Origin of the sequence: Mesorhizobium sp. M1334, from assembly GCF_040317995.1 — a bacterium.
In the GTDB taxonomy this organism is placed as follows: domain Bacteria; phylum Pseudomonadota; class Alphaproteobacteria; order Rhizobiales; family Rhizobiaceae; genus Mesorhizobium.
In genome coordinates, this window is the sequence record NZ_JAMYLM010000009.1 from 90,780 (window position 1) to 115,727 (window position 24,948).

Here is a 24,948-nt window from a genome sequence, read left to right on the forward strand (position 1 = left end):
GGTTCACAGCACATCGCGACACGATCTTCCGGATTGGGGCGTAGGAGGAGCACGGCGCCCGTCGTCAAAACTGGTCGTCATCGAAGTGGGAACCGCCATGCCGTTTGCTCTTTACGCTCTTGCCGCCGGTGCGTTCGGCATCGGCGTCACCGAATTCGTCATAATGGGACTGCTGCTCGACGTCAGCACCGATCTCGACGTCTCGATCTCGGCTGCCGGCCAGCTTATTTCCGGCTATGCGCTCGGCGTCGTCATCGGCGCGCCGCTGCTGACGATCGCAACCGGCCGTTGGCCGCGCAAGACCGTGCTTCTGTCGCTGATGGCGATCTTCACGCTGGGCAACCTCGCCTGTGCGCTTGCCCCAGACTACTGGACGCTGATGGGTGCGCGCGTGCTGACCGCCTTCGCCCACGGCACCTTCTTCGGCGTCGGCTCGGTCGTGGCGACCGGGCTGGTGGCGCCCAACAAGAAAGCTTCGGCGATCGCCCTGATGTTCACCGGCCTGACCATCGCCAACATCCTCGGCGTGCCCTTCGGCACTTGGCTCGGCCAGGCCTTCGGCTGGCGCGCGACGTTCTGGGCGGTGACCCTGGTCGGCATCGCCGCCTTCGCCATCATTCTCCTGCTGGTGCCGCGCAGCCGAACAGAACCTGAGAAGAGCAATTTGCGCGCCGATCTCGCCGTGCTCGGCCGCACGCCCGTCCTGCTTGGCTTTGCCACCACCGTGCTTGGCTATGCCGGCGTCTTTGCCGTCTTCACCTACATCGCCCCGTTGCTGACCGAGATCACCGGTTTTGAGGAAGCAGCGGTGTCGCCTATCCTGCTGGTCTTCGGCGGCGGCCTCATCGCCGGCAACATCGCCGGCGGCAAGTTCGCCGACCGCCGGCTGCTACCTTCCGTTCTCGGCAGTCTCGTCGTCCTGGCGCTGGTGCTCGGCACCATGACCTTCGCCCTGCACAGCCAGGTCATGGCCGTTATCTATGTCGGCCTGCTCGGCGCCGCCGCCTTCGCCACCGTGGCGCCACTGCAGATGTGGGTGCTGGAAAAGGCACAAGGCGCCGGCCAGAGCCTCGCCTCGTCCTTCAACATCGCCGCCTTCAACCTCGGCAACGCGGCCGGCGCCTGGCTCGGCGGCGTGGTCATCGCGCACGGTCCCGGCCTCGGCGCCGTCACCTGGGTCGCGGCCCTGTTGCCGCTTTCAGCGCTTGCCGTGGCGGCGTTTGCTCTGCGCCTCGACCGAGACCCCGCCCTCCCCACACCGGAAATCGCGCCGTCATAGAACGGCAAACCTCAACCAATCTTTGAAACAGCCATCCTTCCACAAGGAGCAAACCCATGGATTATCGAAATCTTGGCGCATCAGGCCTGAAGGTCCCGGCACTCTCGTTCGGCGCTGGAACCTTCGGCGGTTCAGGCCCGCTGTTCGGCGCCTGGGGCAACAGCGATGCGACGGAAGCACGGCGGCTGGTCGACATCTGCCTAGAGGCCGGCGTCAACCTGTTCGACACCGCCGATGTCTATTCGATTGGCGCTTCCGAACAAGTGCTCGGCGCTGCCATCAAAGGCCGCCGCGACGCCGTGCTGATCTCGACCAAGACCTCGCTGCCGATGGGCGACGGTCCCAACGATGCCGGCTCGTCACGTTCACGCCTGATCAAGGCCGTCGAAGACGCGCTGAAGCGTCTTGGCACCGATTACATCGACCTGCTGCAACTGCACGCCTTTGATGCCGCAACACCGATCGAGGAAGTGCTGTCGACGCTGGACGGTCTCGTGCGCGCCGGCAAGCTGCGTTATGCCGGCGTCTCCAATTTTTCCGGCTGGCAAGTGATGAAGTCACTCGGCCTGGCGGACAGATATGGCTATCCCCGATACGTCGCCCATCAGGTCTACTACTCGCTGGTCGGACGCGATTATGAATGGGAGTTGATGCCGCTCGGCCTCGACCAGGGTGTCGGTGCGCTGGTGTGGAGCCCACTCGGCTGGGGCCGCCTGACCGGCAAGATCCGCCGTGGCCAGAAGCTGCCTGAGAAAAGCCGGCTGCATGACACGGCAAGCTTCGGACCGCCCGTCGAGGATGAGCATCTCTATCGGGTCGTCGACGCGCTTGATGTTGTCGCCGAGGAAACCGGCAAGACCCTACCGCAGATCGCCATCAATTGGCTGCTGCAGCGGCCGACCGTCGCCTCCGTCATCATTGGCGCGCGCAACGAGGAGCAGTTGCGCCAGAATCTCGGCGCCGTCGGCTGGTCCTTGACAGCCGAGCAGATGAAGAAGCTCGACACGGCAAGTGAGGTCACCGCACCCTACCCGTATTTTCCCTATCGCCGGCAGGAGGGGTTTGCCCGGCTGAACGCGCCCGCAGTCTGACGCTCCAAAAGCTGGCGGCGGCTCCCGGGGCTGCCGCCCCCGGCTAATGCAGCACGAACTCGCCGTCGACCTTGCGCCATTCGTTCGGCGCGATCAGCTTCTGGTGCGTGTAGCTGACCGAATGCAGCGGGCCTTCGAGCTCGGCCTTCCAGAACTCGATGAAGCGGATCAGCACCGGAAATTTCGGGGCGATGTCGTAATCCTGCCAGATGAAGCTCTGCAGCAGATGCGGATGATCGGGAAAGTGATAAAGAATCTTGGCCGTGGTCAAGCCATAGCCCTTGAGCATCAGGTCCATTTCTGAATGGTCGCGCATTGCGGTCCCCTGGTTGATTCTCCTTCCTCCCAGCCTGAAATTGTGCACCCCATTTGCTTATTCGTCTATTGATATTTCTGCGATCAAACCAGATTCCTCCCGCAAAAACATGCGCTTAGCAGCCGCCTCACGAGAGTGCTGACACCGCCTGGCAAGGCACCTGCGGCATCCCGCCGCGCGAATCCAACGTCTAATGTTGCCGTCACCGCCGAACTGTTAATAATGCGCGCGAATTCGCGGCCGCATCGCTGCGATCCTGCCGGCGGTCAAGCCGGCGGTTTGGTTTTGGGGAGGAAGGCGAAGAAATGTCCGATGTTCATGTCCATCGCGTCCAGCCGGCGTGGAAGAAGAACGCGCTGATTGACAATGACACCTACCTGAAATGGTACGCCGACAGCGTCAAGAACCCGGACAAGTTCTGGGGCAAGCACGGCAAGCGCATCGACTGGTTCAAGCCCTACAGCAAGGTCAAGAACACGTCCTTCGACGGCAAGGTTTCGATCAAATGGTTCGAGGATGGCCAGACAAACGTTTCCTGGAATTGCATCGACCGGCATCTGAAGAAGCGCGGCGAACAGACCGCCATCATCTGGGAAGGCGACAATCCCTACGACGACAGGAAGATCACCTATAACGAACTTCACGCACATGTCTGCCGCCTCGCCAATGTGATGAAGAAGCACGGCGTCAAGAAGGGCGACCGCGTCACCATCTACATGCCGATGATCCCGGAGGCCGCTTATGCGATGCTCGCCTGCACGCGCATCGGCGCCATTCATTCGGTCGTCTTCGGCGGCTTTTCGCCGGACGCGCTGGCCGGACGCATCGACGACTGCAAGTCGACCTTCGTCATCACCGCCGACGAAGGCCTGCGCGGCGGCAAGACTATCCCGCTGAAGGACAACACCGACAAGGCGATCGAGATCGCCGCCAAGGCCGGAACAAAAGTCGAAAAGGTCTTGGTCGTGCGCCGCACCGGCGGCAAGACCGGCTGGGCCGCCGGGCGCGACGTCTGGTACCATGACGAGGTCGCCACGGTTAAGGCCGAATGCAAGCCCGAGAAGATGAACGCCGAGGACCCGCTGTTCATCCTCTACACATCCGGCTCAACCGGCAAGCCGAAGGGGGTGCTGCACACCACAGCCGGCTATCTCGTCTATGTCTCGATGACCCACCAATATGTCTTCGACTATCATGACGGCGACATCTACTGGTGCACCGCCGATGTCGGCTGGGTCACCGGTCACAGCTATATCGTCTACGGGCCGCTCGCCAACGGCGCCACCACGCTGATGTTCGAAGGCGTGCCGAACTACCCGTCGCAGTCGCGTTTCTGGGACGTGATCGACAAGCACAAGGTCAACATCTTCTACACGGCGCCGACGGCGTTGCGTGCGCTGATGGGCGCCGGCGATGCCCATGTCACCAAAACGTCGCGCAAGTCGCTGCGCGTGCTGGGCACCGTCGGCGAGCCGATCAATCCGGAAGCCTGGGAGTGGTATTTCAACGTCGTCGGCAACGGCAAGGTGCCGATCGTCGACACCTGGTGGCAGACCGAGACCGGCGGCATCATGATCACGCCGCTTCCGGGCGCCACCCACCTCAAGGCGGGTTCGGCGACGCGGCCCTTCTTTGGCCTCAAGCCGCAGCTGGTCGACGCCGACGGCAAGGTACTGGAAGGCGAAGCCAGCGGCAATCTTTGCATTGCCGACTCATGGCCGGGCCAGATGCGCACCGTCTATGGCGATCACGACCGCTTCGTGCAGACCTATTTCTCGACCTACAAGGGCAGGTACTTCACCGGCGACGGCTGCCGCCGCGATGCTGACGGCTACTACTGGATCACCGGCCGGGTCGACGACGTCATCAACGTCTCTGGCCACCGCATGGGCACTGCCGAGGTCGAATCGGCGCTGGTTTCGCATGAGAAGGTCTCGGAGGCCGCCGTCGTCGGCTACCCGCACGATATCAAGGGCCAGGGCATCTACTGCTATGTCACGCTGATGGCCGGCGAGACGCCAAGCGAGGACTTGCGCCAGGAGCTCGTCGTCCATGTCCGCAAGGAGATCGGCGCCATCGCTTCGCCCGACAAGATCCAGTTCGCGCCCGGCCTGCCGAAGACCCGTTCCGGCAAGATCATGCGGCGCATCCTGCGCAAGATCGCCGAGGATGATTTTGCCGCGCTCGGCGACACCTCGACGCTCGCCGATCCGGCAGTCGTCGACGACCTGATCGCCAACCGGCAAAACAAGAAGGGCTGATGCAACCCGCATTGGGCGCCGTCACCGAGCTTTGGCGCTATCCCGCGAGCTCGCTCGCCGGCGAGTTTCAGGAGGCGATCTCCGTCGACTGGTATACCGTCGAAGGCGACCGCCTGTTTGGTCTTGTCGATACCTCGACCGATGAAATCGCACGGCCCGACCGCGAAGCGAAATGGCACAAGGTGCCCCGCATCCGCACCCGGCTGTCGCAGGCCGGCAGGCTGGAGGTCGCCATCCCCGACGGACGCTGGCTTTCGGCACCTGGCGCGCAAAGTGATCGCACGGTTTCCGCGTATCTCGGCTTTGCGGCTTCCATCCGGCCGTTCCGCCGGGAAAATGCGGCTCCGGATTATGCCGGCCCTCTGCTGACGGAACGCTATGTCAAAGCCCCTATTCATCTGCTGACCACCGCCTCACTGGCGCGTTTGAAAGTGCTGCATCCAGAGGGCACCGCCGACGCGCGCCGCTTCCGCCCCAACATCGTCGTCGATATGCCGGAGGTCGAGGGGTCGTTCCCCGAGACGGAATGGATCGGGCGCAAGCTGGCAATCGGCGACCTGCTCCTGACCATCTCCGAGCCGTGCCGCCGCTGCGGCTTCACCATCATTGGCCAGGACGGGTTCGACCACGACCCGGCAATCCTGCGCAGCCTGGTCCGCCACAACGCCCATAATCTCGGCGTCTACTGCACCGTCGACCGACCGGCCCGCGTCGAGATCGGCGCCACGATGCGCCTCCTGTAGCTATCGGTACAAATCCGCCCGCGTCGGCGGCAGGCCGCTCGGCCCACGCGCGCGCCTTGTGGCGACGGTCTGGAAAACCTGCGCCGATGCACGTTCGAAAGTAATCGAGCAGCCGGTGAGATAAAGCAGCCAGAGCCGCGCCTTGGCTTCGCCGACCTCAGCGATGGCTTCGTCAAAGCGTGCGTGGAGACGCTCTGCCCATAGCCTGCAGGTGCGCGCATAGTGCTCGCGCAAGTTTTCGACGTCGTAGACGAGGAAGCCGTGCGCCTCGAGATTGCCGAGCGTCATGCCGATCGTATCGAGTTCGCCGCCCGGAAAAATGTATTTGATCAGCGCCTTGAATTCCGGCCCCTTGCGCAGCGTCTTCTTCATGTTGCCCTTGTCGCGCCGGGTGATGGCGTGGTGCAGATAGATGCCGCCGGGCTTGAGCAGGCGATGGATCCTCGAGAAATAGGCCGCATGGTTGGCAAGTCCCAGATGCTCGAACATGCCGATCGACGAGATCTTGTCGAAGGAGCCGGACAGCTCGGCATAGGACTTGATCTCGATGGTGATGCGGTCCTCCAGCCCCGCGGCGCGGATGCGTTCGCGGGCGAGCTCGGTCTGTGCCTCCGATAGCGAAACGCCGTGGCCGACGACGCCATAATTCTTCACCGCATGGATGAGCATCGCTCCCCAGCCGCAGCCGATGTCGAGCAGTTTTTCGCCGGGCTTCAGCCGAAGCTTGCGGCAGATATGGTCGAGCTTGTCTCTTTGGGCCTGATCGATATCGTTGGCGAAATCCTTGAAATAGCCGCAGCTATAGACCATGCGCTCGTCGAGGAAGAGCCGGTAGAATGCGTTGGAAATATCGTAGTGATGCTGGATCGCCTCCTTGCTCGACCCGCTGACGTAAGGATTGCGGCCGGAAAGATCGGTTCGCGCCGTCATCTGTTTTCGCGAAAACAGCACCGCCGGCAGGTCGCGCAGGATCGCCAGCTTCGGCAACGTCTTGAGCTTCGTCCTGAGCTTGCCATGCGTGGGCAAGGCGTAGAAATCGAACAGCGATCCGTCTTCGACGTCGACCGCCTTGGCAATCCACATCTCGATCAGCGTCGATAAAGAGGGCCGACGTACGATCTGCCAGACGATGTCCTGGTCGTTGATAGTGAGCACCGGGCCGGTAGCCGGGCCGATCCGCTCGCCTGTCCACAGCCTCACCGCGAAACCCGGTTTCAGCGTTTCAATGACCGTCCGAACAATCCGGGCCGCTCTTTCGGCTGCCTCCATCCCCATCCTCCCTTACCCGGCAAAAAGCGGCCCGGAACAATCGCGGCTCGATCTTGCCTGCCGGATCGGCCGGCCGCAAGCCGCCCGAGTGCACAAGCACGCTTGTTCAGGATTTTCGAGTGCCCCGCCTTGCCATTTGCCGGATGACACCCCATCATGAGCAAGTGTTCAACAAATCGAAAGGAGGTGATCCGATGTCGAGTGATTTCGTTTTCCAGAACGTGGCCTCAGCGGATCGCACTTTCGGGAAGCAGTCTTCCCGTTAAGGCGCGAGATGCGCGGCTGGCGACCAACCGTCGCAGCCAGGAGCCGCGCCATGGACGGAAACACGGAAGGCCGCCGACTTCGCAAGAAGCGGCGGCCTTTTCCTTTTTGGGCTGTTGTCCCTTATTTGGTTACACTCAACATCTCGACGTTGCGCGCTATGTCCTGGAAAGCCTGGTTGAGTTCGGTTCCATTGGCAGCTTGGTAGAAGTGCTTGATCTTGGTGGTGTCCGGGCTCGCGCAATCCTGGAGCGTCGCCTTGGCATTCGTTTCGTTTAGGTCAAACCCAATAGTGAAGATCTCGATGCCCTTGTCGCGCATCGCAGCGCAAAGTTTCTTGGCTGCCGTGCGGGTCGGCTCCTTGCCGGCGTCATTGTAAACGTCGCTCACCGTGCTCGCATCGAAGTAGGACAGGTTGAATTCGCCGTCGGTCATCAGGATCGCGATTTTGGCGACCTTTTTTGGATCCATCTTGGCCGGCCGCTGCGAAGTTCTCATTATGCTCCCCCAGTTCTCCGAGAGCATGTACCAGGTCCACTGCACGCCGATATGGCCGGCAGTGCCGCCGGAGGCGACGAAATTCTTGATGACCGTCTTGAGCGCCGTCGCATCGGCCGTCAGCGGCATCAGCGTGGCGGCCGGGCAGGCGGCGGTGCCGGTTTGCCAGGCGAAGGACGACAGCAGGTAGTCGCGGTTGACCATGCTGGCGTCGGGGCCTGCGTCCGAATACTGGTAGGTCCCCTTGCGTTCGGTGGCGCAATTATCGGGACGGATGAAGCCCGAGACATACTGCACGGCGTCATTGGCCGGCGCCTGTTTGCGTTGGCTGGCGGTGGTTTCCACATAGACGCTGCTGGTGGCAAGTGTACCGGCATTCACCGAATTGGCATAAGGCACGATGGCAACCCGCACGCGCGGTTTGGACGGGTCCTGACCGCCCAGGAAGCTGTCGACAGCATTCGCCGCAGCCGTCCGCAGATCGATGATTTTCTGGCCTGCCATCGAGCCGGTAACATCGAGCATCATCGCGACTTCGATCTGCTTGTCCGAATAGAGAGCCGTCGTCGATGCGGGAACGCGCTGCATGCTACCCGTGCTGAAAAGCGGGAAATAATAGCTGACATTGACATGAACGTCCGCCTGAACGGTCTTGGCGATTCGGTCGACAGTCAGTTTGTCGAGAACGATCTGATTGTCCTGCAGGATACCCGCCGTGCTGTTGGCATCGAGAAAGGCCTGCACCGATTTGCTGGCGTCAGCCTCGCTGATGACGCTGGTCGTCAGGTCGCGGGCCGTCGAGGTGACCGCAGCATCGACGATGCCTTGCAGGCTCGATTTCACATTGTAGAGTTGGGAGACGTTGACGGCAAAGCCGACGCTCAGCGCCAGTACTGAGCCGATTATACCAAACAGCACCGCGAAATTTCCGCTGCGATCCCCGGCAAAGCCGCCGATCGCCTGAACAAGACCCCCGAAACGCCGCATTCCTTCCGCCTCCATTCGCCACAGCCTGCAGCTGTCCGAACGCGCATTGCAGGAATCCGGCCGGATCGCGCCGCCGGGCGCGGGAAAGCGAGCAGCCCCCGCTCAGGCCATTGTTTCCAAACGGTCTCGAGCAGCGACAAGGTAAACAGCGGGTAAACGAAAGCCGCGTCGGCGCGGCTTTGTTCACAAAGCGCTTACCACGATCCGGCTCGCAATTCGGAACGGCCGGATGGCGTCCCGATCCGGTACAGAAGAGATGTCTCGAACCGGATCAGCACGACCGCGATGGCGGGACGTGGAAACATGGGCTGTGAACGTCTCCGGGAGGATTAGGCCAGCATCCGTGCGGTGACGGTCCTGTCGAGGCCGCGATAGGGCGGCTTGAACAGGTTGCCTTCCTGTTCGTAGGTCCAGACCTTGAACAGGCTGAGCCGGTGCGGGCCGAAACTGTGCAACAGCGGCACGTCGGTGGCGTCGCGGCCACGCGCAATGACGACACGGCCGATTCTCGGCACGTTGTGGCGAGGATCGAACGTGTACCACTTGCCGTCGAGGAACACTTCCATCCAGGCCGAGAAGTCCATCGGCGCCGGATCGGCGGGCACGCCGATATCGCCGAGATAGCCGTTCACGTAGCGGGCCGGGATATTCATGCAGCGGCAGAGCGTGATCGCCAGATGGGCAAAGTCGCGGCAGACGCCGACGCGTTCCTCATGCGCCTGCGCCGCCGTGCGGGTCGAGCGCGCATAACCGTAGCCGAAGGACAGGCGGTTGTGGACATAGTCGACGATCGCCTGCACCCGCGCCCAGCCCGGCGGAAGCTGGCCGAACAGTTGCCAGGCCAGGTCGCCGAGATGGTCGGTCTCGCAATAACGGCTGCCGAGCAGATAGCCGAGCACCTCGTCCGGCAATTCGGCGACCGGAACTTCCCTGGCCAACGCGTTGACTTCGTCCGTCTCACCGCTGTCCTCGACCACCGCGTCATAGAGGATGCGAAAACTTCCGGCCGGCGCCGTGAAGCGGCGGCAGCTATTGCCGAAAAGATCGTGGTAGACCCTGGTCGGGACCGACGGCGAGGTCAGCACGCGCGTTTGCCGCTTGATGTCGGCCTGGCGATCCCTGTGGATCTCGAGCAGCGAAATGACCGGCGTGGCTGCAGCGCATTCAATGCCAATTTCATAGCCGAGCCTGATCAGCATCGCCGTCCCCCTACGATCGTCATGGAAGATAGTGCTGGTCAACGCGGGAGAGTGCGCGGCGGTTCCTTGCGAACGTCGAAAACGACGCCTCGCGGCTTCCCATACGGACGCGGCAACGTTACGGTCGATCGACACGCGTCTTTCGAAATAACCCCTCCAGGATGACCCGGGAAAACCGATGTTTGCAGGCAGAAAATTTGCGGCCTTCCTGTTCGATATGGACGGCACGATTCTCAATTCGATCGCCGCGGCGGAAAGGGTCTGGGCAGCTTGGGCGCATCGGCAAGGTCTTGACGTCGCCGCATTCCTGCCGACCATCCACGGCGTGCGGGCGATCGAGACCATCGGCCGGCTGGCGCTGCCAGGCGTCGATCCTGCCCGCGAAGCCGATGCGCTTTTGCAGGCCGAGGCAGCCGACGTCGAGGGTATTCGCCCGATTGCCGGCGCCGCGGCGTTCCTCGCATCGCTGCCGCCTGAGAGTTGGGCGATCGCCACCTCCGCGCCGCGCGAACTTGCCTTGCTGCGCCTGCAGGCCGCCGGCATTCCGGCTCCCGCCGTGATCGTTGCGGCGGAGGACGTGGCCCGCGGCAAGCCGGCGCCCGACTGCTTCCGGCTGGCGGCCGAACGGCTCGGCGTCGATGTGCGCGACTGCCTCGTCTTCGAGGACGCGCCGGCCGGCATAGCGGCAGCCGAAGCCGCGGGCGCCGCAATCGTGGTGATCAGTGCCACGCACCGGCATTCTTTGCAGACGCCGCATGCCGCTATCCCCGGCTATGACGCGATCGGCATCGCCGTCGATGCCAGCGGCTGGATTGCCATCGAAGCGGAGCGGACGACGCAGCCTGTATAGTTTGGCGCCCCTGCCTGGGCTAAAAGTCGCTGGTCAGGCCCTTGACCTCCCAGTCGCCGTAGCGGCCAGGCTCCTTGCCGCCGCGCCCGCCGATCTCCCTCGGCAGCGTGGCTTCTGTCTCGCGATATTTTTGCCGCCGGGCCTCGGCCTCGGCCAAGGCACGCCGGGCTGCCGGCGTCAGCGCCTTTTGCGGCGCGTGGTGAGCCTGTGTTTGGTTGGATTCGTCGATCATGCGATCTTCCGGCAGATTGAAACAGGCCCCGATTGAAACGAGAACCGCTGTTTCCCATCATATAGCGATGGGTCCACAAGGGATCGACCCCTTTGTTGGGCAGAACGGAGCAGACAATGAACACCCTTCGCACCGCCATGCTTTTGGCCGCAATGACGGCCCTGTTCATGGGCGTCGGCTATCTGGTCGGCGGATCCGGCGGCATGATGATCGCCTTGCTGATCGCTGCCGGCACCAATCTGTTCAGCTATTGGAACGCCGACAAGATGGTGCTGGCGATGCACCGAGCGATCGAGGTCGACGAAAGCAACGCGCCTGAATATTACGCCATCGTGCAGGGCCTCGCCCGACGCGCCGGTCTGCCGATGCCGAGGACCTATCTCATCGACAATCCGCAGCCCAATGCCTTCGCCACCGGCCGCAATCCGCAAAATGCCGCTGTCGCCGCCAGCACTGGCCTGCTCGAGCGGCTATCGCATGAAGAAGTCGCGGCGGTGATGGCGCACGAGCTCGCCCATGTGCAGCACCGCGATACGCTGACCATGACGATCGTCGCGACCTTCGCCGGCGCAATTTCGATGCTCGGCAATTTCGCCTTTTTCTTCGGCGGTAACCGCGACAACAACAATTCCTTCGGCATCGTCGGCGTGCTGGTGGCAATGATCGTCGCGCCTTTGGCCGCCATGATCGTGCAGATGGCGGTGAGCCGCACTCGCGAATACGAGGCCGACCGGCGCGGTGCCGAAATCTGTGGACACCCGCTGTGGCTCGCCTCGGCGCTTGACAAGATCGCCCGTGGCGCCGAACGCATCCGCAACCCGGATGCCGAGCGCAATCCGGCAACCGCCCATCTCTTCATCATCAATCCTCTTTCCGGCGAGCGCATGGACAATTTGTTCTCCACCCACCCGAGCACCGAAAACCGCATCGCCGCTCTGCAGCGGATGGCGCAACAGATGGCCGGCGCACCCGAAGCGGCCGCGACGCCAAGCCCGGCGCCGGACGGGATCGGGCAGCAGCCGTCGGGTCCGTGGGAAAGGGCCGCCCGGCCCGAAAGGCCGGCCGAGCCGGCCAGGCCGAAACCCAATCCCTGGGGACGCAATCCGACCGGGCCTAAAGGTCCGTGGTCGTGACGAGCGCGACAGACAAAAAAGGCGGGATCTCGCTGGCGGAAATACGCGATCTTTGTGCAAGGCACTGGAACCCTATCGGCATACCGATGGCGAACATGGAAACATCAAGTGAACTGGAATTTCGTCCGCTTCCTGAAAACGAATATGACACCTATCTCCACCACATCGTCCGACTTGTCGGGGATGGTGCATCTCCAAAGCAAGTCGCGGACTATGTTGACAAGGTTGAGAAAGACTACATTCAGGTGACCTCACCCCTAGGAAGCAAAGAAGATTTTGTCAGCGCCATATTTAAACTAGTCAACCGATCGCCGGCACAATGAGGCCAACTCACAGTGAGGCTTCAGAAGCTCGCGGTCTCGCCGCGCGCAAGGCAGCCGCGCGGCTGCTTGCCGCCGTCATCGACGCGAGAACGCCGCTCGACGGGCTGACCGACCATGAAAACGGCCATCCGCAATACAAGGCGCTCGACCTGCGCGACCGCGCCCTGGTGCGCGCCATTCTGGTCACCGCGCTGCGCTACCGCATGACCATATCAGGCCTGTTGGCCCGCCGCCTGGAAAAGCCGCTGCCGCCCAACGCCACGGCGCTTTCGCACATCTTGCATGTGGCGGCGGCGCAGATCCTGTTCCTCGATGTTCCCGACAGCGCCGCCGTCGACCTCGCCGTGACGCATGCCAAGTCCGATCCGCGCACGGCGCGCTTTTCCGGCCTCGTCAACGGCGTACTGCGTACGTTGGCGCGGGCCAAGCAGGATGAGCTCGCGGCGGCGGTTGCGGCCACCGACGAGGCGCCAAAATGGTTTTCCGACCGTTTGAAAACGGTCTACGGCCTCGACAAGACCAGGCAGATACTGCTCGCCCAGCGCCACGAGGCGCCGGTCGATTTCACCGTCAAGTCGGACCCGGCGCTGTGGGCCGAACGGCTCGGTGGCTTCGTCTTGCCGACCGGCACAGTGCGCGTGGAAAAGCTCAGCGCTTCCGTGACCGAACTGCCAGGTTTCGCGGAAGGCGCCTGGTGGGTTCAGGACGCGGCGGCCAGCCTGCCGGCCCGGCTGTTCGGCGACATCAATGGTTTGCGAATCGCCGACCTCTGTGCCGCGCCGGGCGGCAAGACCGCCCAGTTGATCCTCGCCGGCGCCCACGTCACCGCGCTCGACATATCCAAAACGCGGCTGGCACGGCTGACGCAGAACCTCGAACGGCTCGGCCTGGCCGCGGAGATAGTGCAGGCCGATCTGCTCAAATACGAGCCGAAGGACCGCTTCGACGCCGTCCTCCTCGACGCACCTTGCTCTTCGACCGGCACGGTACGGCGGCATCCCGACGTCCCCTGGACGAAGACGGCGGCCGACGTCGAAAAACTGGCCGACCTGCAACGCCGGCTGCTTGTCCGGGCCGTCACCCTGGTCAAGCCTGGCGGTCGCATCGTCTTTTCCAACTGCTCGCTCGATCCGCTCGAAGGCGAAGAGCTTTATCGCGACTTTCTCGCCGGCAATGCGGAAATCATCGACGACCCGCTTCGGCCGGGTGAGATCGCCGGCATCGACCCGTTCCTGACGCCGCAAGGCACGTTGCGCACCACGCCTGCCGACCTGGAGCTTGGCTCCCCTGCCCGTTCCGGGCTGGACGGCTTCTTCGCCGCCCGCATGCGCAGAGCCGGCTAAGGGCAGAACTCGAAGCGCGTCCGGCCTTTTGGAGCGAGGAGGCACGGAAAACAGGCTGAACGGCCACGCTGCCGCGGAATTCGCCTTCGCACAAGTTCTTGAATCATATAAACTTGTGCCTGGGTGAGGACGATCAGGAGAGATTTTGGCAATCGCTGCCGGTAACACGACGCGTCTGTGGACGCTTGTCGCGAGGGAGTTCTGGCGCAAGGCGCGCCGGCGCTTGCGTGCCGGGCCACTCTATCGCTGGCGCTACTCAGGCCGCACGCCGGAGCGCGTCCTGATCGCCCCGCCGGACCTGCGCCTCGCCGATCCTCAGATCGCGCTCGAGATCTATTACGGCCGCTATCCGCTTTCGGGGCATCTGGTCGAGACCGGCGGCAAATCGCCCTTCCAGATCGACGTGCCCAATCCCGGCTGGCAAAAGACGCTGCATGGCTTTCGCTGGCTGCGCCACATGCGTGCCGCGGGTACCGAACTCGCCGCCGCCAACGCGCGGGCGTTGGTTTCCGATTGGATTGCAATCCATGGCAGCCATATTTCCGGCGTCGCCTGGGAGCCCGGCACGACGGCCAAGCGCGTCATTGCCTGGCTGCAGCATTCCTCGATCGTGTTGCAGGGCGCCGAATTTCCGTTCTACCGCGCCTTCCTGAAATCGCTTGCCGTCCAGATCCGCTATCTGCGCGCCATGGCGCGCGAGATGCCGGACGGCAAGGACAGGCTGCGCGCGCGCATTGCGCTGGCCTTTGCCGCTTTGTCGCTGCCGGCGCCGGCCTCGGCGCTGCGCGGTGCCACCCGCAGTCTCGCCGACGAGATCGACCGCCAGATCCTGCCTGACGGCGGCCATATCTCGCGCAATCCGATGGCCGTGCTTGAAATCCTCGCCGACCTTCTGCCGTTGCGCCAGACATACGCCAATCAGGCCGAGACACCGCCGGCCGCCCTGATCGGCGCCATCGACCGGATGCTGCCGGCGCTGCGCTTCTTTCGCCATCAGGATGGCAGCCTTGCCCGCTTCAACGGCATGGGCGCCACCATCCACGACCGTATCGCCAGCATCCTGCATCACGACGACACCGCCGGCGCACCATTGCTGCACGCGCCGCATTCGGGTTATGAGCGCCTGTCGATGGGGGGTGTCACCGTGATCGCCGATACCGGACCGCCGCCGCCCGTCGACGTGTCCAATTCCGCTCACGCCGGGTGCCTCGCCTTCGAATTGTCGTCGGGCCGCCAGCACTATATCGTCAACGCCGGCATAGACACCTATGGCGCCGCCGAATTCCGGCCGCTTGCCCGCGCCACCGCCGCCCACTCGACCGCCACCATCAACGACACGTCGTCGGCGCGCTTCAACCACTCCCTGCGCGTCAACGACCTGCTCGGCACGCCTTTGATCGGCGGGCCGCAGCACGTGCCTTGCAAGCGCACCGACCAGAAGGGCAGCCAGGGCTTCATCGCCCGCCATGACGGCTATGTCGCGCGCTTCGGCTTCCTGCATGAGCGCGAGCTGAAATTATCGACCGAAGGCAATGTGCTTGCCGGCAGGGACCGCTTCCTGCGGCCGGGCGGCGCCTCTATCCGCAACAATGGCCGTGATTTCGTCACGGTGCGTTTCCATGTCCATCCCGACATAAACCTGCTCCAGGATGAGCATGACCGTCTGGTGCTGGCCGCCGACCATGCCGACACCTGGGTGTTTACCTCCACCGAAGTGGCACCCGAGGTCGAGGAATCGATCTATTTCGCCGGGCTCGGCGGCCCGCGCCGCAGCCGGCAGATCGTGCTTGCGTTCAAAGCCTCGGAGATTTTCGAGGTCCACTGGCAATTCACGCGGACTACTATCGGTGGTCATCCGGAAAAAGCCGAAGCCAGCGGCAACGGCAAACACTGATCAAGCCTTGCTGCTTGATTTCCGGGCCTCATGTGCTACGGCCCGCGGACGCTCTCCAACCAGAACTGGAAAGGCCGCCAGCCCATGGCCGTCGCCGCCAAGAACATTCCCGCGCCCGACCTTGTTCCGATCCGTCGCGCGCTGCTCTCCGTCTTCGACAAGACCGGCCTGATCGACTTCGCCAAGGCGCTGGCTTCGGCCGGCGTCGAGCTGGTTTCGACCGGCGGCACCGCAAAGGCGATCGCCGAGGCCGGCATGGCCGTGCGCGACGTATCCGAGCTCACCGGCTTTCCCGAGATCATGGACGGCCGCGTCAAGACGCTGCACCCGTCGGTGCATGGCGCACTGCTCGGCGTGCGCGACGATCCCGAGCACGCCGCTGCGATGCGCGACCACGGCATCGAGCCTATAGATCTCGTCGTCTCCAATCTCTATCCATTCGAAGAGGTGCGCCGCTCCGGCGCCGACTACGCGGCGATCGTCGAGAACATCGATATTGGCGGCCCGGCGATGATCCGTGCCTCGGCCAAGAACCACGCCTATGTCGGTATCGTCACCGACCCTGACGACTATGCCTCGGTGCTCAACGCGCTGGAGATGAATTTCGGCTCGCTGTCGCTGGATTTCCGCAAGAAGCTGGCAGCCAAGGCCTTTGCCCGTACTGCCACCTACGACGCGGCGATCTCGGGATGGTTCGCCGAGGCGCTCGAGATCGAGCATCCGACATGGCGCGCCTTCGGCGGCAAGCTGCAATCGGTGATGCGCTATGGCGAAAACCCACATCAGGGCGCCGGCTTCTATGTCAATGGCGACAGGCGGCCGGGCGTCGCTACGGCGCGCCAGCTCCAGGGCAAGCAGCTTTCCTACAACAACATCAACGACACCGACGCCGCCTTCGAGCTGGTCGGCGAATTCGATCCGACCCGCTCCGCCGCAATTGCCATCATCAAGCACGCCAACCCGTGCGGCGTCGCCGAAGCCGCTTCGCTGCACGCGGCCTATGCCAAGGCGCTGGCCTGCGATCCGGTCTCTGCCTTCGGCGGCATCGTCGCCATGAACCGCATCCTCGACGCCGGAACCGCCGAAGAGATCGTCAAGACCTTTACCGAAGTGATCATCGCACCAGAGGCGTCCGAGGAAGCAGTCCGCATCATTGCCGCCAAGAAGAATCTACGCCTGCTGGTTACCGGCGGCCTGCCCGACCCGCGCGCGGCGGGCCTTGGCTTGAAATCGGTTGCCGGCGGCTTGCTGGTCCAGGGCCGCGACAATGCAGTGGTCGATGACCTCGACCTGAAAGTGGTGACCAGCCGCGCTCCAACGCCGGCCGAATTGGCCGATCTGAAATTCGCCTTTCGCGTGGCAAAGCACGTCAAGTCGAACGCCATCGTCTATGCCAGGGATGGCGCTACAGTCGGCATCGGCGCCGGCCAGATGAGCCGGGTCGATTCCTCGCGCATCGCCGCGCGCAAGGCGCTCGACGCGGCCGAGGCTGCCGGTCTGACGGAGCCTTTGACCAAGGGCTCTGTCGTCGCCTCGGATGCCTTTTTCCCGTTCGCGGATGGGCTTTTGTCGGCAATCGAAGCCGGCGCCACCGCCATCATTCAGCCCGGCGGCTCGATGCGCGACGACGATGTCATCGCCGCCGCCGATGCTCACGGCATCGCCATGGTGTTTACCGGCGTGAGGCATTTCAGGCATTGAACTCCCTCCCTTCCCTCTGTGGGAGAGGGGACGAGCAGATCACTCCGCCGGCCGATCCGCCGGATAGGGCGTGCCGATCAGGATCGCCATGCCCGCTCCGAGGAACAGCACGATCGCCACCATGCCGGCCCGCGCCGAGCCGCTGGCCAGGGTGATCGTGGCCACCATGAAGGGTGCGGCAAAACTGGTTGCTCGGCCGGCCAGTGCATAGATGCCGAAATAGCGGCCCGATTCGGCCGCGGAGACGCTGCGCGCCATGTAGGAGCGCGACGAAGCCTGCACCGGCCCGAAAGCAAGCCCGATCAGCAGGCCGTAGAAAATGTAGGCTTTTTCCGCCGCCGTGCCGAACAATCCGCCGCCGTCCAGTCCGGGCATCACCCAGGCGCCGAACAGCGTATAGCCCGGGCCGGTCGAGACGATGCCGAGCGTGGCGATGCTCAGCATGACCAGCGAAATCATCACTATGGACTTGGAACCCAGCGCCGTGTCGAGGCGTGCGGCAACCAGGCATCCGACTATGGCGACGACGTTGAGGATGATGCCGAACAGGCCGATCTCGGTAATCGACCAATGGAACATTGCCGCCGCAAACGTTCCGCCCAACGCCAGCAGCGCGTTGACGCCGTCCTGATAGATCATGCGGGCGACGAGAAAGCGAAAAATGCCGCTGCGCTTGCGCACTTCGGCCAGCGTCGACTTCAGTTCCGACAGTCCCTCGCGCACCGCCGGCCCGATTGGAATGCCTTTGATTGCATCGGGGGTGAAGAAGAACATCGGCAGGATGAACAGGAAATACCAGGCCGCCGACAACGGTCCGGTGGCGCGCGCGTCCTCGCCGAGCCTGGGATCGAGGCCGAAGATCGGGTCCAGCCCAACAACGGTCTTGCCGGTTTCAGGCGAGCCGGCCATGACGGTAACGACGAAGATCAGTGCGATCATGCCGCCGAGATAGCCGAGCCCCCAGGCCATGTTCGAGATCCTGCCGATGTCGCTCTTCGGCACCAGGCGGGGCATCATCGAATCATTGAACACGGTCGAGAATTCCGCCGCGACCGACGCCAGCGAGAACAACGCCACGACCAGAAAAAGATCAGAGCCGGGCGCGGCGAACCACAGCAGGGTGAGGCAGGTGATCTTGACCGCGGCGAAGAAGGCTATCCACGGCTTTCGCGGTCCTGTCTGGTCGGCGATCGAACCGAGCACCGGCGACAAAACGGCAATGACGAGGCCGGCGGCGGCAATGCCGTAGCCCCAGGCCGCTTGCCCGGTCTCGGGATTGCTGGCCATGCGCGAAACGAAATACGGACCGAAGATGAAGGTGGTGACGACCGTGAAAAACGGCTGTGCCGCCCAGTCGAACAGCATCCATCCCCAGATGCCGCGTCCCGACGCCCGCTGCACTGCCATCTCAGCCATGTCCCCTCCGCTGGAGCTTGCTCAATGCCGACCGAATCGGAATGACGCTTCGTCTTGTTGTTGAGCACGATCTTGTCCAAAAGCCGATCGTTAGGTTCGGCATCATGCTCCGGCGCTCCCCAAAGCAGCGCGCCGTTCGCTCTATTGCGCAGTTCTTCCCGGCAATCCCGCGCGATATGGAAGACGTCTCACAGCCCCGTCAGATCGCTCATCAGGCCGGACGCCACCGACAGCCGCGACACGGTGATGTCGCCGCCCTCGGTCAGCGCCTGCAGCCGCTCGCGGATGCGTCCGACCCGTTCGCCGCCGGCCTCCAGCCATGCCGTCACCGGATCCGCCGCCTCGGCATGGCTGGTGAGTGCCGCCACGGCGATGCCGCGCCTGGCCGCGCCGATCGTGTCGGTGGCACGGGAAAGCGCCAGTTGATCGTAATAATCCGAGGGCGTGATCGAGCGCGCCGCATCTTCGACGCGCGGGATGCGAAAGACATCGCTGACCGCGAAAAATGCCTTGGCGGCAGCGACGATGCCGGCATTCGCCGTCCGAGCCGCCAGGGCAATGTCGGGGATGAGTTCCGCCACATCGGTCAACGCCAGTTGTTCGGCAAGGCTCCCCGGCGCGCCGCCCTTCGACAGATTGTGCCGCCGCTCCTCGATCCGCTCGCGCGAGAAGGCCGGCAGCAGCGAAACCAGCTTCGGCTCCAGCGCCTTGCGCGCCTCCTGCAACTCGGCGATCCGCTGCCCGAGCGGCGCGGTGCCGGCATCGTTCTTCAGGTACCAGCCGCTCGTCACATAGATCAGCCGGCTGACCGCCTGATAAAGGTCGAGCTGGATTTGCCCGTCGATCTGGTTGTCGAGCGCGTCGATCTGCCGGTAGAGCGCCGGCAGCGCAAAGCCGTCCCGCACCACGGCGAAGGTGCGCACGACATCGGCGGCACTGCGGCCGGTTGTTTCCTGCAGCCTGTTGACGAAGGACGGGCCGCCGCGATTGACCAGATCATTGGCGACGACACGGGCGATGATCTCGCGGCGCAGCCGATGGCCGTGGATTTCCGCAGCATATTTCTTTGCCATGCGCTCGGGAAAGTAACCCATCAGGTCGCGGTCGAAATGCGGATCGTCCGGGACGTCGCTGGCGACGATATCGGAAAACAGCACGATCTTGGCATAGGCAAGCAGCACGCCGAGCTCGGCCCGGGTCAGCGGCTCGCCGCGCGTCTCGCGCTCGACAAGGGCCGCCGGCGACGGCAGCGCCTCGACGGCACGGTCGAGCAGTCCGCGCGCCTCCAGCGCCGCCATGAAGCGGCTCTGATGGGCGATGTCGGCGAGGCCGCGCTTGCGGGCAAGCGACAGCGCCAGCGTCTGCTGGTAATTGTTGGACAGCACCAGGGCGCTGACCTCATCGGTCATCTCGGCCAGCAATTTGTTGCGCGCCGGCCGGGTCAACGATCTCTTGCGCATCGCGGAAGCCAGCGCGATCTTGATGTTGACCTCGACGTCGGAACAGTTCACGCCGCCCGAATTGTCGATCGCATCTGAGTTGCAGCGGCCGCCACTCAATCCGAATTCGATGCGCGCCCGTTGCGTGACGCCGAGATTGGCGCCCTCACCGATCACCTTGGCGCGCAGGTCGAGCGCGGTGATGCGGATCGCGTCATTGGCACGGTCGCCGACATCCTGGTTGGTCTCGCCCGATGCCCTGACATAGGTGCCGATGCCGCCGAACCACAAAAGGTCTGCCGGCGCCTTGAGGATGGCACTCATGATCTCGACCGGCGTGGCCGTTGTCTTGCCGAGGCCGATCGCTGCAGCCGCGGCGGCCGGCAAGGTGATCGACTTCTGGCTGCGCGAGACGATGATGCCGCCTTCGGACAGTTTCGTCTTGTCATAATCCTGCCAGCTTGAGCGGGCGAGAGCGAACATACGCCGGCGCTCGGCCATCGAAGCCGCCATGTCGGGATCGGGATCGATGAAGATGTCGCGATGATCGAAGGCGGCGATCAGCCGGGTCTGCTCCGACAGCAGCATGCCGTTGCCGAACACGTCGCCCGACATGTCGCCAACGCCGACGACGGTGAACGGAGTGGTTTGGATGTCGCGGTTCATCTCGCGAAAATGCCGCTTGACCGCTTCCCAGGCGCCCTTGGCGGTGATGCCCATCTTCTTGTGGTCGTAACCGGCCGAACCGCCGCTGGCGAAAGCGTCGTCGAGCCAGAAGCCGTGCTTTTCACTGATGGCGTTGGCGATGTCCGAGAAGGTCGCCGTGCCCTTGTCCGCGGCAACGACGAAATAGGGATCGTCCTGGTCGCGCCGCACCACGCCCGCCGGCGGGATGACGCCGTCCAGGCCGATATTGTCAGTGATCGACAACAGGCTGGAAACGTAATTCTTGTAGGCGGCTGTGCCGGCCTCGAAAATGGCGTCGCGCCCGGCACTCATCGGCAGCTTTTTCGGGTAGAAACCGCCCTTGGCGCCAACCGGTACGATCACCGCATTCTTGACCTGCTGTGCCTTGACCAGGCCGAGTACTTCGGTGCGATAGTCCTGGGCACGGTCCGACCAGCGCAGGCCGCCGCGCGCGACCGGGCCGAAGCGCAGATGCACACCCTCGACCTCAGAGCCATAGACAAAGATCTCCCGCCATGGCCGCGGCGCCGGCAGCCCGTCCACCGATTGCGAATCGAGCTTGATCGCCAGCGATTGGCCTTTCTCTTTCGTATCGGCAACGAAATGGTTGGTGCGCAGCGAGGCCTCGATCAGGTTCAGATAACGGCGGATGATGGTGTCGTCATCGATGTTGGGAACGTCTTCCAGCGCATCCGTGATCTTGGCCTTCAAATGTTTGGCCTGGACGACACCTTCCGTTTCCGCCGTCGGGCCGAGGCGGGCGACGAACAGCGCATGCAGGCCGCGGGCGATCTCGGGATAGCGATTGAGCGCGGCGGCGATGAAATCCTGGCTCTGCGGGATACCGGCCTGCTGCAGATAGCGGCCATAGGCGCGCAGGACGGTGATCTCGCCCGACCACAGGCCGGCGGTCTGGGCAAGGCCGTTATAGCCGTCATTGTCGACATCGCCGCGCCAGACGGAAAGGAACGCATCCTCGAACAGCGCGCCGCCATTGCCGAGGTCGATCGGCCTGCCGTAGCTGTTCTCGAGTTCCATGTCGTGGATGAAGACCATGCCGGATTGATTGTCGCCGACCTCGAAAGTGCGCTCGCTGATGACGCGGAAACCGATGTTTTCCAACACCGGCACACGCCGCGACAGCGCCACCGGGCTGCCGTGGTGATAGATCTTCAGTGCCGCCTGATGCGGCTTCTGGACGGCGTGACGGTAATAGTCGATGGCGATCGGATTTGACGCATCGAGCTTGGCGATGCGCCCGGCGTCGGCCAGCGCCACGGCCGGCGGAAAACTGTCGCGATAGCTTTCCGAAAAACGCGAGGCGATGGCCGTGAGTCTCGCATCGGCGCCGGTCTCTGTCGCGGTCTCGCGCAGTGCATCGTCCCAGGTCCGTACGATGTCGCGGATCGCCGCCTCGATCGTCGCCTGCTCGACCTTCGGCGTCTTGCCGCCGGAGCGGCCGATGATGAAATGGACACGCGCCAGCCCGCCTTCCGGGAACGCCGGATAATAGGCCGACAGCCGGCCTTCGAAGACGGTCTTCAGATACGTGCCGATCTTCTCGCGCACGACGCTGTCGTAACGGTCGCGCGGCACGAAGACGAGCACGGAGACGAAGCGGTCGAACTGGTCGACACGCACCAATGCCCTGACGCGCGGCCGCTCGATCAAGCCCAGGATGGCTTCGGCATGCTTGCGCAGGATCGGCACCGGAACCTGGAACAGCTCGTCGCGCGGATAGCTCTCCAGCACGTTGATCAATGCCTTGCCGGAATGGTCGCTTGGATTGAAGCCGGATTTGGCGATGACGGTTTCCGCCTTCGAGCGCAGATAGGGGATTTTCATCACCGAGCGCGTATAGGCAGTCGACGTGAACAGGCCGACGATGCGGAGCTCGCCCGAAAGCACGCCTTTGCCGGTGTAGGTCTTGACGCCGATGTAGTCGAGGTAGATGCGGCGGTGCACCGATGACTTGGCGTTGGCCTTGGTGACAATCAGCGGTTCCGGCCCATGCAGGAAGGCGCGGATTTCCGGCGTCGTGCTTACCGCTTCGGTGCCGCGCCTGAGCACCAGCACGTCGGGATCGGAAAGGATGCCCAAGCCGGGCTTTTCGGCGCGCTCGAGCATGCCGCTCGTCTCGCCGCCAGTGTAGTTGAATTCGCGCATGCCGAGAAAGGTGAAATTGTCGTCGCGCAGCCATTCGAGGAAGGCGATCGCCTCGGTGACATGGGCCTTGTCGAGCGGCACTGGCGAGTAGCGGAATTCCGAGATCGCCTGGTCGAGGCGGGCGAGCATCGGCTTCCAGTCGGTGACGGCGGCGCGCACTTGGCCGAGCAGCTTGGTCAGGCGCGCGGCCAGACCTTCAGCCTGCTCGGCCGAAAGGCGGCCGATATGGACATGGATGACGCTCAGCCGGTCATGGCTGTGGTCGCCCTTGGCATAACCCCCGTCGCCGAGGATTTCCTCGACGCCGTTTTTGCCGTGCCTGACGACTATGACCGGGTGGGTAACCAGCAGCGGCTCGCCCGCGCTCTCGGTGATTTCGCCGAGGACGGAATCAAACAGGAACGGCATGTTGTCGTTGACGACGGTGATCACCGTCATCGGCCGGCCCTGGCGGACGACACCGGAATCGACGTCTATGGCAACGACGCAGTCGTCCTTCTTGTGCCTGGCCACTGCGCGGCCAGCGAGTTCGGCAGCGCGTTCGAGATCGATGACGTCGTAGGCGGCGACATCTTCGGCCGGAGCTCGGGCCAGCAGGTAGTCGGCAAGCCTGCCGGGCTTTTCGCCACCCGCGGCTTCACCCCTCGTCAGGCCGGCTTTTTTCAACCGGCTCGCTGACTTTACACTGGCCATGAGTCCCTCCCGTCGCATGTTTTTGCGGCTATGCTAACAGATGACGGGTATTTGGCGACAAAGGTTTGACGGCTTGCGACGAAATGTCGGAATTCACCGGCAGCCTGGCGAAAAACGAGGAGAAATCCGCCATGACGGACAAAATCACCGCGCTTGACCTGGCACCGGCGGAGCTGAGCGACGCGACCAAGGCCTATTTCGCCAAATGCCGGGAGAAACTCGGCCTCGTTCCCAATGTGCTACTCGTCTATGCCTTCGACGAGAAGAAGCTGCGCGCTTTCACCGACATGTACAATGATTTGATGCTGGGTGAATCCGGCCTGTCGAAACTCGAGCGCGAGATGATCGCGGTCGCCGTCTCTTCGGTCAACCATTGTTACTATTGCCTGGCCGCGCATGGCGCGGCGGTGCGCCAGCTTTCCGGCGACCCCGCCTTCGGCGAGATGATGGTGATGAATTTTCGCGCCGCCAAGCTGTCGGACAGGCAACGCGCCATGCTCGAATTCGCGGTGAAGCTGACCGAGCAGCCGGCAAAGATCGTCGAAGCGGACCGGGCGGCGCTGCGGCAAGTCGGCTTTTCCGACCGCGACATATGGGATGTCGCCTCGACCGCGGCATTCTTCAACATGTCGAACCGGTTGGCATCGGCAATCGATATGCGGCCGAACGATGAATACCACGCGATGGCTCGATAGGGCACCGCCGTTGCGGGCCAACCGCACATTATATTAGCTACTTCGCATTCTCGTTGCTTGTTTGCCGGTTTGGTCAGATGATCGGCATGCGGCATGACCGCATGCCGGTTCGATGCCGCCGATCAGAGGAGGAGAACATGGCGAAATTTCTCTACGTCTATCATGGCTCGGGCAAGATGCCGACCGAGGAGGCCGAACGGAAGGCAGCGATGGATGCCTGGAACGGCTGGTATGGCAAGCTTGGCTCAGCGGTGGTCGACGGTGGCAATCCAGTCGGCATGTCGAAGACCGTACTGCCTGGCGGCAAGGTCGAGAACAACGGCGGCAGCAATCCGACCGCTGGTTACACCATCATCGAAGCAAAAGACATCGACGATGCCGTCGGCAAGGCCAAGGATTGTCCTATCTTGACCGACCCAGCCTTTAGTATCGAGATCGCGCCGATCATCGAAATGGGTTGACGCGCCGG

19 protein-coding genes are annotated in these 24,948 nt (G+C 63.4%); 12 read left to right on the forward strand and 7 right to left on the reverse strand.

What is annotated here, in order from left to right:
• Nucleotides 1-97 precede the first annotated feature (97 nt).
• Together NKH17_RS17715 and NKH17_RS17720 are read left to right on the forward strand one after the other, a co-directional pair.
• On the forward strand, nt 98-1,279 hold the full coding sequence (locus NKH17_RS17715) for an MFS transporter (protein WP_352479571.1): 1,182 nt from the start codon (nt 98-100) through the stop codon (nt 1,277-1,279).
• A 56-nt stretch (nt 1,280-1,335) separates the two neighbouring features.
• The gene (locus NKH17_RS17720; protein WP_352479570.1) at nt 1,336-2,370 is read left to right on the forward strand and encodes an aldo/keto reductase; all 1,035 of its coding nucleotides are present in this window, start codon (nt 1,336-1,338) and stop codon (nt 2,368-2,370) included.
• Between the two features lie 43 nt (nt 2,371-2,413).
• On the opposite strand, the gene NKH17_RS17725 is transcribed toward NKH17_RS17720, so the two are convergent.
• A complete protein-coding gene (locus NKH17_RS17725) occupies nt 2,414-2,686 on the reverse strand; it encodes an usg protein (RefSeq protein ID WP_254820441.1) in 273 nt (90 codons plus the stop codon).
• Nucleotides 2,687-2,991: 305 nt separating this feature from the next.
• On the opposite strand from NKH17_RS17725, the gene acs reads away from it, so the two are divergent.
• Nucleotides 2,992-4,947 carry an acetate--CoA ligase gene (acs, locus tag NKH17_RS17730; protein ID WP_352901013.1) on the forward strand — a complete coding sequence of 652 codons (1,956 nt, stop codon included), beginning with the start codon at nt 2,992-2,994 and terminating at the stop codon, nt 4,945-4,947.
• A complete protein-coding gene (locus NKH17_RS17735; RefSeq protein WP_352479568.1) occupies nt 4,947-5,690 on the forward strand; it encodes an MOSC domain-containing protein in 744 nt (247 codons plus the stop codon). Before acs ends, NKH17_RS17735 begins: the two co-directional genes overlap by 1 nt.
• Here the strand turns inward: NKH17_RS17735 and NKH17_RS17740 are convergent, their stop codons facing one another.
• The 3 genes from NKH17_RS17740 to NKH17_RS17750 all read right to left on the reverse strand — a co-directional run bounded on the left by NKH17_RS17740 (nt 5,691) and on the right by NKH17_RS17750 (nt 9,907).
• Complete coding sequence (locus NKH17_RS17740) at nt 5,691-6,959, reverse strand: class I SAM-dependent methyltransferase (protein ID WP_254820438.1); 1,269 nt, start codon at nt 6,957-6,959, stop codon at nt 5,691-5,693. It lies immediately after the preceding gene.
• Between the two features lie 387 nt (nt 6,960-7,346).
• The gene (locus NKH17_RS17745; RefSeq protein WP_352803500.1) at nt 7,347-8,708 is read right to left on the reverse strand and encodes a pilus assembly protein TadG-related protein; all 1,362 of its coding nucleotides are present in this window, start codon (nt 8,706-8,708) and stop codon (nt 7,347-7,349) included.
• Nucleotides 8,709-9,037: 329 nt separating this feature from the next.
• Nucleotides 9,038-9,907 carry a transglutaminase-like domain-containing protein gene (locus tag NKH17_RS17750; protein WP_352803499.1) on the reverse strand — a complete coding sequence of 290 codons (870 nt, stop codon included), beginning with the start codon at nt 9,905-9,907 and terminating at the stop codon, nt 9,038-9,040.
• A gap of 178 nt (nt 9,908-10,085) precedes the next feature.
• Here NKH17_RS17750 and NKH17_RS17755 point away from each other — a divergent pair, with 178 nt between their 5' ends.
• Nucleotides 10,086-10,757 carry an HAD-IA family hydrolase gene (locus NKH17_RS17755; RefSeq protein WP_352901010.1) on the forward strand — a complete coding sequence of 224 codons (672 nt, stop codon included), beginning with the start codon at nt 10,086-10,088 and terminating at the stop codon, nt 10,755-10,757.
• A gap of 19 nt (nt 10,758-10,776) precedes the next feature.
• Here the strand turns inward: NKH17_RS17755 and NKH17_RS17760 are convergent, their stop codons facing one another.
• Nucleotides 10,777-10,989, reverse strand: coding sequence for a DUF1674 domain-containing protein (locus NKH17_RS17760; protein ID WP_352648896.1), 213 nt, complete (start codon nt 10,987-10,989; stop codon nt 10,777-10,779).
• A gap of 116 nt (nt 10,990-11,105) precedes the next feature.
• Here NKH17_RS17760 and htpX point away from each other — a divergent pair, with 116 nt between their 5' ends.
• From htpX to purH, 5 genes are all read left to right on the forward strand, one after another.
• On the forward strand, nt 11,106-12,122 hold the full coding sequence (htpX, locus tag NKH17_RS17765) for a zinc metalloprotease HtpX (RefSeq protein ID WP_352504870.1): 1,017 nt from the start codon (nt 11,106-11,108) through the stop codon (nt 12,120-12,122).
• Nucleotides 12,119-12,445 (forward strand): hypothetical protein, encoded by a 327-nt coding sequence (locus NKH17_RS17770; RefSeq protein ID WP_352504869.1) that lies wholly within the window; start codon nt 12,119-12,121, stop codon nt 12,443-12,445. The genes htpX and NKH17_RS17770 overlap by 4 nt, the downstream gene beginning before the upstream one ends.
• Nucleotides 12,442-13,788, forward strand: a complete 1,347-nt coding sequence (locus NKH17_RS17775; RefSeq protein WP_352901007.1) for an RsmB/NOP family class I SAM-dependent RNA methyltransferase — start codon at nt 12,442-12,444, stop codon at nt 13,786-13,788. The genes NKH17_RS17770 and NKH17_RS17775 overlap by 4 nt, the downstream gene beginning before the upstream one ends.
• Before the next feature lie 145 nt (nt 13,789-13,933).
• A complete protein-coding gene (locus NKH17_RS17780; RefSeq protein WP_352901005.1) occupies nt 13,934-15,682 on the forward strand; it encodes a heparinase II/III family protein in 1,749 nt (582 codons plus the stop codon).
• Nucleotides 15,683-15,766: 84 nt separating this feature from the next.
• Nucleotides 15,767-17,383 (forward strand): bifunctional phosphoribosylaminoimidazolecarboxamide formyltransferase/IMP cyclohydrolase, encoded by a 1,617-nt coding sequence (gene purH / locus NKH17_RS17785; RefSeq protein ID WP_352901003.1) that lies wholly within the window; start codon nt 15,767-15,769, stop codon nt 17,381-17,383.
• Nucleotides 17,384-17,422: 39 nt separating this feature from the next.
• On the opposite strand, the gene NKH17_RS17790 is transcribed toward purH, so the two are convergent.
• Complete coding sequence (locus tag NKH17_RS17790; protein ID WP_352801541.1) at nt 17,423-18,799, reverse strand: MFS transporter; 1,377 nt, start codon at nt 18,797-18,799, stop codon at nt 17,423-17,425.
• A gap of 188 nt (nt 18,800-18,987) precedes the next feature.
• Nucleotides 18,988-23,784: an NAD-glutamate dehydrogenase gene (locus NKH17_RS17795; RefSeq protein WP_352901002.1), complete on the reverse strand. Its 4,797-nt coding sequence runs from the start codon at nt 23,782-23,784 to the stop codon at nt 18,988-18,990.
• 131 nt (nt 23,785-23,915) lie between these two features.
• Here NKH17_RS17795 and NKH17_RS17800 point away from each other — a divergent pair, with 131 nt between their 5' ends.
• Both NKH17_RS17800 and NKH17_RS17805 read left to right on the forward strand, forming a co-directional pair.
• Complete coding sequence (locus NKH17_RS17800; RefSeq protein WP_352803481.1) at nt 23,916-24,479, forward strand: peroxidase-related enzyme; 564 nt, start codon at nt 23,916-23,918, stop codon at nt 24,477-24,479.
• A 137-nt stretch (nt 24,480-24,616) separates the two neighbouring features.
• The gene (locus NKH17_RS17805) at nt 24,617-24,940 is read left to right on the forward strand and encodes a YciI family protein (RefSeq protein WP_352479555.1); all 324 of its coding nucleotides are present in this window, start codon (nt 24,617-24,619) and stop codon (nt 24,938-24,940) included.
• The last annotated feature ends 8 nt before the right edge of the window (nt 24,941-24,948 follow it).